Source organism: Acidimicrobiales bacterium (assembly GCA_016794585.1).
Lineage (GTDB): Bacteria > Actinomycetota > Acidimicrobiia > Acidimicrobiales > DATDAH01 > JAEUJM01.
The window spans coordinates 83,570-93,487 of record JAEUJM010000016.1; the positions used below are offsets into that span (position 1 = coordinate 83,570).

Here is a 9,918-nt window from a genome sequence, read left to right on the forward strand (position 1 = left end):
TGGGGTGAGCTCCCGGCCCGGTGACGCGCCCGACGGCGGGGCGCTCGCGGGGTTCTCCGAGCCGGTCCGGGCGTGGTTCTCCACGTCGTTCCCCGAGCCGACGGCCGCCCAGGCCCAGGGCTGGCCTGCCATCGCCTCCGGCGAGCACACGCTGATCCTGGCGCCCACCGGGTCGGGCAAGACGCTCGCCGCCTTCCTGGCCGGCATCGACAAGCTCATGCGGGATCCCGTACCCGAGCGCGAGCGGCGCACCCGGGTGCTCTACCTGTCGCCGCTGCGGGCCCTCGCGGTCGACGTCGAGAAGAACCTGCGGGCGCCGCTCCAGGGCATCGCCCTCGCCGCCCAGCGCCTGGGCCACGACGTGCACGTCCCCACGGTGGGCATGCGCACTGGCGACACCGCGCCCGATGAGCGTCGTCAGCTCGTGCGCCACCCGCCCGACATCCTCATCACCACGCCCGAGTCGCTCTACCTGATGCTCACCTCCCAGGCGCGGGAGACGCTGCGCTCGGTCGAGTCGGTGATCATCGACGAGATCCACGCGCTGGCCCCCACCAAGCGGGGGGCGCACCTGGCCCTCTCCCTCGAGCGGTTGGAGGCCAACGCCGACCAGCCGTTCCAGCGCATCGGGCTGTCGGCCACCCAACGGCCGCTGGACGAGATCGCCCGGTTCCTCGGTGGACAGGTGGAGCCGATGCAGGGAGAGCTCCCGGCCGCCCGTCCCGTGACCATCGTGGACGCCGGGGTGCGCAAGGAGCTCGACATCGAGGTGGTGGTCCCGGTCGAGGACATGGGAGCGCTCGGCGAGGTCATCGAAGAGCCGGTCAGCGGGCCGGTGGCCGCCGGGCCGGTGCGGCGCAGCATCTGGCCGGCGATGCACCCCCGCCTGCTCGAGCTGATCCAAGAGCACCGCTCCACCATCGTGTTCGTCAACAGCCGCCGCCTCGCCGAGCGCCTCGCCATCCGGCTCAACGAGCTGGCCGTCGACGGCGAGAACCGGGCGGCCGAGGCGGTTGGCACCCCACCCGACCTCCGGGGGACGTTGCGGAGCGGAGCGGGGCAGCGCCATGGACTCGGGTCAGATGCCGAAGGCGTCCCGACGGAGGAGGGACATGGCAAACAGGCCGAGCTGGTGCTCGCCCACCACGGCTCGCTGAGCCGGGAGCGCCGTCTCCAGATCGAGGACCGCCTCAAGAGTGGTGACCTCAAGGGCCTGGTCGCCACCAGCTCGCTCGAGTTGGGCATCGACATGGGTGCGGTCGACCTCGTCGTGCAGGTCGAGTCGCCCGGGGCGGTGAGTCGGGGCCTCCAGCGCATCGGCCGGGCCGGTCACCAGGTGGGCGAGCCGAGCCGGGGCCGCTTCTTCCCGAAGCACCGCAGCGACCTCGTCGAGGCCGCAGTGGTGGTCGAGCGCATGCACGACGGCCTCATCGAGCACACCCGCTACGTGCGCAACCCGCTCGACGTGCTCGCCCAGCAGATCGTGGCCATGTGCGCCCTCGACGACTGGCCCGTAGCCGAGCTGGCCGCCCTGGTCCGTCGCTGCGCGAACTTCGCCGAGCTCTCCGACGACGTGCTGGCCAACGTGTTGGACCTGCTGGCCGGCCGCTACCCGTCCGAGGAGTTCGCCGAGCTGCGCCCCCGCCTCGTGTGGGACCGCACCGACGACACCCTCCGGGGCCGGGCCGGCGCCCAGCGCCTCGCCGTCACCTCGGGCGGCACCATTCCCGACCGGGGCCTCTACGGCGTGTTCCTCCCCGACGGCACCCGGGTCGGCGAGCTCGACGAGGAGATGGTCTACGAGAGCCGTCCCGGCGAGACCTTCCTGCTCGGCGCGTCCACCTGGCGCATCGAGGACATCACCCACGAGCGGGTGGTGGTGTCGCCCGCCCCCGGCCAACCCGGGAAGATGCCCTTCTGGCACGGCGACGGCCCCGGCCGGCCCCTCGAGCTCGGGCGGGCGCTCGGCCAGTTCGTCCGTGAGGTGCGCGCCGACGACGACCCGATGGCCCGCCTGCGCGAGCGCAACGGACTCGACGAGTGGGCCGCCTCGAACCTCGTCGGCTACCTCGACGAGCAGGCCGAGGCCACCGGCGCGGTACCCGACGACCGCACCATCGTGGTCGAGCGCTTCCGCGACGAGATCGGCGACTGGCGGGTCTGCGTCCTGTCGCCCTTCGGCGCCCAGGTGCACGCGCCCTGGGCCATGGCCCTCCAGCACCGCCTCGGCGAGCAATGGGGTGTCGACGTCGAGCTGATGTGGAGCGACGACGGCATCGTGCTGCGCCTGCCTGAGGCCGTCGACGAGCTGCCCCTCGACGAGCTGGCCATCGACCCCGAGGTGATCGACGAGCTCATCGTGTCGCAGCTGCCCAACACCGCGATGTTCGCCTCACGGTTTCGCGAGTGCGCCGGCCGCGCCCTGTTGCTTCCTCGCCGCCGCCCCGACCAGCGCACCCCGCTCTGGCAGCAGCGCCAGCGCTCGGCCGACCTGCTCCGGGTGGCGTCGCACCACCCCACCTTCCCGATCCTGCTCGAGGCCACCCGTGAGTGCGTCAACGACGTGTTCGACGTGCCCGCGCTGCGCGAGGTCCTCACCGACCTGCGCTCGCGCCGGGTGCGCCTCGTCCCGGTCGAGACCCGCCAGGCCTCGCCCTTCGCCCAGTCGCTGCTGTTCGGCTGGATCGCCATCTACATGTACGAGGGCGACGCGCCCGCCGCCGAGCGCCGGGCGGCGGCGCTGGCCCTCGACCGCGACCTGCTGCGCGACCTGCTCGGCGCGGAGGAGCTGCGCGACCTCATCGACCCCGCGGTGTTGGCCGACCTCGAGCTCGAGCTGCAGCGCCTGGTCGACGGGCGCCGGGCACGAGACGCCGACGAGGTGCACGACCTGCTCCGCCTGCTCGGCCCCCTCAGCCGCGACGACCTCGATCTGCGCACCGACGGCGACGCCGGGCCCATGGTCGACGCGCTGCTCGACGAGCGCCGGGCCTACGTCGCGTCGATCGCCGGCGACGAGCGGATCGCTGCGTCCGAGGACGCCGGCCGCCTGCGCGACGCCCTCGGTGTGTCCGTTCCCATGGGACTCCCCCTCGCCTTCACCGACCCGGTCGACGCGCCGCTCGCCGACCTCGTGGTGCGCTACGCCCGCACCCACGGGCCTTTCCTCGCCGGCCAGGTGGCGGCGTGGCTGGGGGTGGCCGTCGACCCCGTGCGGGTGGTGCTCGAGGGCCTCGAACGCCAGGGCCGCGTCACCCGGGGCGAGTTCCGCCCCGACGGCGTCGAGCGCGAGTGGTGCGACGTCGACGTCCTGCGCCAACTGCGCCGCCGCTGCCTGGCGGTGTTGCGCAAGGAGGTCGAGCCCGTCGACAGCACCACCCTCGCCCGCTTCCTGCCCGAGTGGCAGGGCGTGGGGAGGCCGCGCCGGGGCGTCGACGCGCTGGCCGAGGTCGTCGGCCTGCTCCAAGGGGCGCCGCTGCCGGCGTCGGTGCTCGAGGCCGACATCCTCCCCGCTCGCATGGCCGCTTACTCGCCCGCCGACCTCGACGCTCTCGCCACCGCGGGCGAGGTCGTGTGGGTCGGCGCCGGGCCGCTCGGCACCACCGACGGCCGGGTGCGCCTGCTGTTCCGGGACCAGGTCGGCCTGCTCCTGCCGCCCACCACGGACGAGCCGCCGGCCGACCCCCACCACGAGGCGTTGCGCGCCCACCTCGAGGCACGCGGCGCCTCGTTCTGGCCCGAGCTGGTGGCCGCAGCCCAGGAGGCGAACCTCGCCTACGACGACGCCACCGTGCTCGATGCCCTGTGGGACCTCGTCTGGGCGGGCGAGGTCACCAACGACTCGTTCGCCCCGCTGCGGGCCCTCGCGGGGGCGAAGCGGGGCAAGGGGCCCAAGGCGGGATCGGCGGGCGCTCGACGCCGGCCGCGCCCCGGGCGCCTCACCCGGATCGGCCCGCCCGAGGCGGCGGGCCGTTGGTCGCTGGTCGCGCCTTTGCTCCTGCCCCCGGCCACTCCCACCGAGGCGGCCCACGCCCGGGCCCAGCAGCTGTTGCACCGCTACGGCGTGCTCACCCGCGAGGCGGCGCTGGGGGAGGGGGCCGAGGGTGGCTTCGCCGGCGTGTACCCGGTGCTCAAGGCCCTCGAAGAGCGGGGCCACGTCCGCCGGGGCTACTTCGTCGAAGGTCTCGGCGCCGCCCAGTTCGCCCTGCCCGGCGCCGTCGACCGCCTCCGCGCCGTGCGCTCGTCGCTCGAGCAGGGCCACGAGCTCCACCCCGTCGAGGCGACGGCGCTGGTCCTGGCCGCGACCGACCCGGCCCAGCCTTACGGCGCCTCCCTGCCCTGGCCCGACTCCGCCGGGCGACCGTCGCGATCGGCGGGCGCCTTCGTCGTGCTCGTCGACGGCGAGCCCGCGGTGTTCCTCGAGCGGGGTGGGCGCAGCCTCGTGGTCTTCCCCGCCGGGCGGGGCGACGCCCCCGGACCGTGGGCCGAGGCACTCACCCGCCTCGTCAAGGACGGGCGCCTGCGCTCGCTCGAGATCGCCAAGGTCGACGGCGCCGCCGCGGCCGAGGACCCCTTCGTGGCCGACGCCCTGCGGGCGGCCGGCTTCGCCGACGGTTACCGCGGCCTCGTGTTCCGTGCCTGAGCCACGACGGGCCCGCGCCCGTGACGAGAGGGACGGGGGCCCGGACGTGGACGAGCGCGGACCGGGTGATCCGTCCCCGACCGACACGGTGGGTGCGTGCCGTGCCTGAGGGCGACACCCTCCACCGCAGCGCCAACCGGCTGCGCCCCGCGCTCGAAGGGCGGCGCCTCGAGCGCTTCGAAGCTCCTCGGCTCACTGGTGGCGTGCGGCCCACCGTGGGCGCCACCATCGAGCGGGTCGAGGCGGTGGGCAAGCACCTCCTCCTCACCTTCGACGACGGCGTCGTGCTCCGCACCCACCTGCGCATGAGCGGCAGCTGGCACCTCTACCGGGTCGGCGAGCGCTGGCGGAAGGCGCCGCACCTGGCCCGGGCGGTGGTGGGCACCGACGAGTGGGTGGCCGTGTGCTTCTCGGCGCCGGTGGTCGAGGCCTTCCGGGCCCCGCCGGAGGGGGCGGCCCTGCCGGCCGACCACCCTCTGGCTCACCTCGGACCGGACCTGTGCCTCCCCGACGTCGACCTCGATGCCACCACCGAGCGCTTCGCTCTCGTGGCCGAGCCCGACGAGGAGATCAAGGTGGCCCTGCTCGACCAGCGCATCGCTGCTGGCATCGGCAACGTCTACGCCAGCGAGGTGTGCTTCGCCTGCGGGGTCGACCCGTTCACCCCCGTGGCGGCACTGGACGTCCCCGCCCGCCGGCGCCTGTTGGCCACCGCCTCCACCCTGCTCCGGGCCAACCTCGGCAGCGGGCCGCGCACCACCGTGGCCGGCGGGCCGGGCAGCCTCGCCGTCTACGGAAGGCGTGGGCAGCCGTGCCGCCGTTGCGGTACACCGGTGCGCATGCACCTCCAGGGTGAACAGGCCCGCTCGACCTACTGGTGCCCGTCGTGCCAGGCCCCGGTGGCCGCGACGAGAGCGCCCGATGCCGACGGTGCGACGGCGACGTCGGAGCCGAGATGAGCACCCCTCGTCCTCAGGTGGTCATCGTCGGGGCCGGATTCGGGGGTCTCGCGTGCGCCCGCGAGCTCGCCGATGCGCCGGTCGACGTCACCATCGTGGACCGCCACAACTTCCACACGTTCCTGCCGCTGCTGTACCAGGTGGCCACCGCCGGATTGAACCCCGCCGACGTGGCCTATCCGGTGCGGGGCATCTTCCAGCAACAACAGAACGTGTCGTTCCGCCACGCCGAAGTGGCCGGGCTCGACTGGCGTCAGCGCCACGTCGTCTTCGCCGACGGCACCGACCTGGCCTTCGACCACCTCGTCGTCGCCGCAGGCTCGGCCACCAACTTCTTCGGGGTGATCGGCGCCGAGGACCATGCCTTCCCGCTCTACTCGCTGGCCGAGGCCGCGAAGCTCCGCAACCACGTGCTCGAGTGCTTCGAGTCCGCCGACCGCAATCCGCACCTCATCGACGACGGTGCCCTGACCTTCGTGGTGGTGGGCGGCGGCCCGACCGGCGTCGAGGTGGCCGGCGCCCTCAGCGAGCTCATCAGCCACGTCCTCAGCAAGGACTTCCAACGCCTCGCCGTCGCCCGTGCCCGGGTGCTGCTCGTCGAGCGGGAGGATCGCCTGCTCCCGCCCTTCCACCCGAAGTCGCAGTACTACTCCCGCCAGACGCTCGTGTCGCGGGGCGTGGAGGTGCGCTTGGGCGAGTCGGTCGAGCGCATCGCCGCGACCAGGGTCCACCTCGGCTCCGGTGAGGTGGTGCCCGCGCACACGCTCGTCTGGGCAGCGGGCATCCAAGCGAATCCGCTCGCCACCGCCCTCGGGGTCGAGCAGGCTCGTGGCGGGCGCATCGTCGTCGGCCCCGACCTGATGGTGCAGGGCCACCAGAAGGTGTTCGCCATCGGCGACGTCGCCCACATCGAGAGCGGCCGGCTCCGCACCCAGGTGCTTCCGCAGCTGGCGCCGGTGGCGGTGCAGTCGGGCCACCACGTCGCCCGTCAGATCAAGCGCATCGAGGCCGGTCGCTCGACCCGCCCGTTCCACTACCTGGACAAGGGGACGATGGCCACGGTCGGTAGGCGGGCGGCGGTGGCTGAGCTCCCGTTGCGCATCCGCCTCCACGGCTCTCCGGCCTGGGTGGCGTGGCTGGCGCTGCACCTTCTGACCCTCGTGGGTTTCCGCAACCGGGTGTCGGTGTTCCTCAACTGGGCCTGGAGCTACCTCACCTGGGACCGCGGCCCCCGACTGATCTTCAGCCCCCTCCCCGACGAGGACGCTTCGCTGGTGCCGCGGTCGGTCGAGGACGAACTCGGATGACGGCGGCGACGGCCGGCTACTCGGGGACGCCGCTGGTCAAGAAGCTCGGCATCAAGGGCGGGCACGCGGTGGCACTGCTCGGCGCACCCGACGGCTTCGAGGCCACCCTCGAGCCGGTCCCCGAAGGGGTCACCTTCCGCCGCCGTGCCCAGGGCACCAACGACGTGGTGGTGGCGTTCTTCACCGAGTGGTCGGCCTTCGAAGGCCGGCTCGAGACGATCCTCCGCTCGATGGACGTCGACGGCGGCCTGTGGGTGGCGTGGCCGAAGAAGGCCTCAAAGGTCCCCACCGACATCACCGAGGACACCGTCCGCGAGGTCTGCCTGCCCCTCGGCCTGGTCGACAACAAGGTGTGCGCCATCGACGACGTCTGGTCCGGCCTCCGCGTCGTCTGGCGCAAGGAGCTCCGGGCCGCCAAGTGGGCGGGGGCGTAGGTCACGGATGGCCGCCCGCTCCTACCCTGACGGTGTGGCCGGGTCTCCGTCGTGGACGTCAGACACGCATCCTGACCTGCGTCCGCTGGTCGTCGATCGGTGGCGAGCGATGACGGCCACCGAGCGGGCGGAGCTCGTCGATCGACTCTCGGCCGACACCTGCGCGCTCGCGTTGGCGGGCATTCGGGCTCGTCATCCCGACGCCACGCCAGAGGAGGAGCAGATGTACCTGAGGGTGGTGCTCCACGGTCCCGAGGTCGCCCGCGAGGCGTTCGGCTGGGACGCCACCGAACGCGGCCGCTGACCTCGTGCCTGACTCCGCCATCGAGGTCGTCCTACGTACGGTGGACATCCTCGACCGACTGCAGATTCCCTACGTCGTGGGCGGATCGCTGGCCAGCTCTCTCGTCGGCGAGGCACGGTCGACCGCCGACGTAGACCTGGCGGTGATCCTGAGATCACACGATGTGGCGGGGCTCGTCGAGGCGGTGAGCGACTCGTTCTTCGTGAGCCAGGCGCACGTCGACGAGGCCGTCAACGACTGCAGTTCCTTCAACCTGATCGATTTGCGCTCGCCCTACAAGGTCGACGTGTTCGTGCTCGGTGACGACCTGTTGGACCGTCGGCAGATCGCGCGTCGCCAACAGGTCCGAGTCGCCGGTCGCCAGGTCTGGATCACCTCGCTCGAGGATCAGGTCCTGCGCAAGCTGACCTGGTTTCACCTCGGCGGCGAGGTCTCCGAGCGGCAGTGGCGCGACGTCGTGAGCATCCTCGCCATCCAGGGTGACCGTGTCGACTCCGATGATCTGGACGAGACGGCGGCGTTGCTCGGACTCAGCGATCTGCTCGAGCGGGCTCGTGACGATGCCACTCGGTGGCCCTGAAGTCATGTCCCGGAGTCCGACGCGCGGGCGCGCCGTCTGTCGGCCCCGTCGTCGCCGCCGGCCATCCCCTGCGTTCCGGTCACGAGTTGGCAACGTGGGGAGGCTGTCTCGTTAGGCCGCTGTGGTGGTGGGGGCGCGGGCAGTGCCCTGGCGGGTCATGCCCGGTGGGCGTGGAGGAGGGTGAGGTTGTGGCCGGTGAGGATGGTGAGCCACTCGGTTCGGACGGCGTCGATGCCTCGTCGTAGGAATCTTGTGGTGCGCCGGTTGGTCTTGATGTCACCGAAGACGGGTTCGATGATGGCTTGGCGTTGGCGGTAGAGGCTGCGCCCGGCGGGCGACGCGAGGCGGGTGTTCATGGTGTGGCGGGCTCGGGCGGCGCGGGTGGGACCGCGGGGCGGTTTCGGTTGTCTCTGGCGGGGCAGGTGGTGGGGGCGTAGGGCGTCGGGGCCGCCTGCCTGGTAGGCGAGTTTGAGTTCGCCGACGCGGGCGATCGATAAGCCCAGAGCGTCGGCGCCTTCGCGGATCAACAGGTTCCCGGCGGCGACCTGTCCGATGACGGCGACGCGCTGTTGGTGGTGGGCGTCGAGGACTTCTTCGTGGGCGGCGACCGCGGCCTGATGCGAGGCGGGGTCGGCCTCGATGACCGGGTCCGGAGCCTTGGTGGGGGCGCGGCGGCCGGGCGCGACCAGCAGGTCGGCCCGGTCCGGGTCAGCGTCGATGGTCTCGATGAGGTTGGTGTCCCAATAGCCGGCATCAGCGACGACCACGCCGGTGTGCTCGCCGGTCGCGGCGGCGATCTTGTCGTCGATGAGCGCGACCATGGCATCGAGAACTGTGTTGTCAGCTGGGTTCGCGGTCACATCGGCGGCCACGACGATCCCACCTGCGACCGCGGCGGCCTGCGCGTTGTAGCCCTGGATCCACCCGCCGCCCGAACGCGGCACCAGACCCGAGTCCGGGTCGACCGTGTTCATCTTGCGGTCATCGCTCTCGTCGGCACGCTCAGCGAGACGTCGACGGATCCACTCGCGACGCTGGTCGTGGTCGGCCATCTCCGGGACCGGGCCCGCTGCCGGGTTCTCGGCCTCCGCGGCATCATCAGCGGCGTCGTTGGCCAACACCTCCTCGGCCCACTTCGAGAACCGGCCCCGCAAGTCACCCAGCGTCTCGTTCGAGTCCCTGGACGCGTCGGCGGCCATCTTCGTCCCGTCGACCGCGACCAGCGTCGGGTCCACCAACCCCGCCTCTGCGGCCATGCCCACGACCTGGTCGAACAGGGCGTTCAGCGCCTGTTCGTGGCGGGCGAGGAACCGGCAGATCGTCACATGATCCGGGCGTTCGTTCGCCGCGACCACCCGGAACCCCGCATCGGTCGCCAACAACGCCTCGATCCGCCGAGACGACCGGATCGAACACATCGACGCGTACAACACGATCCCGACCATCACCGACGGGTGATACGCCGGCCGGCCCCGCTCATCACTAGAGCGATACCCGGCGACGAACGCTGAAAGGTCCAGTTCGTCAATCAGGTCCACGACGAACAGCGCCGGATGGCCCACCGGGAGCCACTCGCGCACATCAGGAGGCAACAAGAACTGCTGATCACGAGTCACCGCACGGAACCGAGGAGCCACCCACGAATTCTCCCCCGTCTCGGACCTGAACGCGAGCACCTAACGCAACAGCCTC

At 72.2% G+C, this 9,918-nt stretch carries 7 protein-coding genes; 6 read left to right on the forward strand and 1 reads right to left on the reverse strand.

All coding sequences use genetic code 11. The features are described 5' to 3' along the window. The first annotated feature begins 4 nt into the window (after window positions 1–4). From JNK12_09175 to JNK12_09200, 6 genes are all read left to right on the forward strand, one after another. On the forward strand, window positions 5–4,642 hold the full coding sequence (locus tag JNK12_09175; protein MBL8776091.1) for a DEAD/DEAH box helicase: 4,638 nt from the start codon (window positions 5–7) through the stop codon (window positions 4,640–4,642). Between the two features lie 101 nt (window positions 4,643–4,743). Continuing rightward, on the forward strand, window positions 4,744–5,601 hold the full coding sequence (locus JNK12_09180; protein ID MBL8776092.1) for an Fpg/Nei family DNA glycosylase: 858 nt from the start codon (window positions 4,744–4,746) through the stop codon (window positions 5,599–5,601). Further along, the gene (locus JNK12_09185) at window positions 5,598–6,908 is read left to right on the forward strand and encodes an NAD(P)/FAD-dependent oxidoreductase (protein ID MBL8776093.1); all 1,311 of its coding nucleotides are present in this window, start codon (window positions 5,598–5,600) and stop codon (window positions 6,906–6,908) included. Before JNK12_09180 ends, JNK12_09185 begins: the two co-directional genes overlap by 4 nt. After that, a complete protein-coding gene (locus JNK12_09190; protein MBL8776094.1) occupies window positions 6,905–7,342 on the forward strand; it encodes a DUF3052 domain-containing protein in 438 nt (145 codons plus the stop codon). Before JNK12_09185 ends, JNK12_09190 begins: the two co-directional genes overlap by 4 nt. Before the next feature lie 109 nt (window positions 7,343–7,451). Further along, on the forward strand, window positions 7,452–7,646 hold the full coding sequence (locus JNK12_09195; protein ID MBL8776095.1) for a hypothetical protein: 195 nt from the start codon (window positions 7,452–7,454) through the stop codon (window positions 7,644–7,646). Between the two features lie 4 nt (window positions 7,647–7,650). After that, the gene (locus JNK12_09200) at window positions 7,651–8,226 is read left to right on the forward strand and encodes a hypothetical protein (GenBank protein MBL8776096.1); all 576 of its coding nucleotides are present in this window, start codon (window positions 7,651–7,653) and stop codon (window positions 8,224–8,226) included. A gap of 155 nt (window positions 8,227–8,381) precedes the next feature. Here JNK12_09200 and JNK12_09205 read toward each other — a convergent pair whose 3' ends face one another. Beyond that, the gene (locus JNK12_09205; GenBank protein MBL8776097.1) at window positions 8,382–9,842 is read right to left on the reverse strand and encodes a transposase; all 1,461 of its coding nucleotides are present in this window, start codon (window positions 9,840–9,842) and stop codon (window positions 8,382–8,384) included. Window positions 9,843–9,918: the final 76 nt, after the last annotated feature.

Coding starts and splice junctions, on each gene's coding strand:
- JNK12_09185 (MBL8776093.1), top strand. CDS start 5,598: ATGAGCACCCCTCGTCCTCAGGTGGTCATCGTCGGGGCCGGATTCGGG.
- JNK12_09190 (MBL8776094.1), top strand. CDS start 6,905: ATGACGGCGGCGACGGCCGGCTACTCGGGGACGCCGCTGGTCAAGAAG.
- JNK12_09195 (MBL8776095.1), top strand. CDS start 7,452: ATGACGGCCACCGAGCGGGCGGAGCTCGTCGATCGACTCTCGGCCGAC.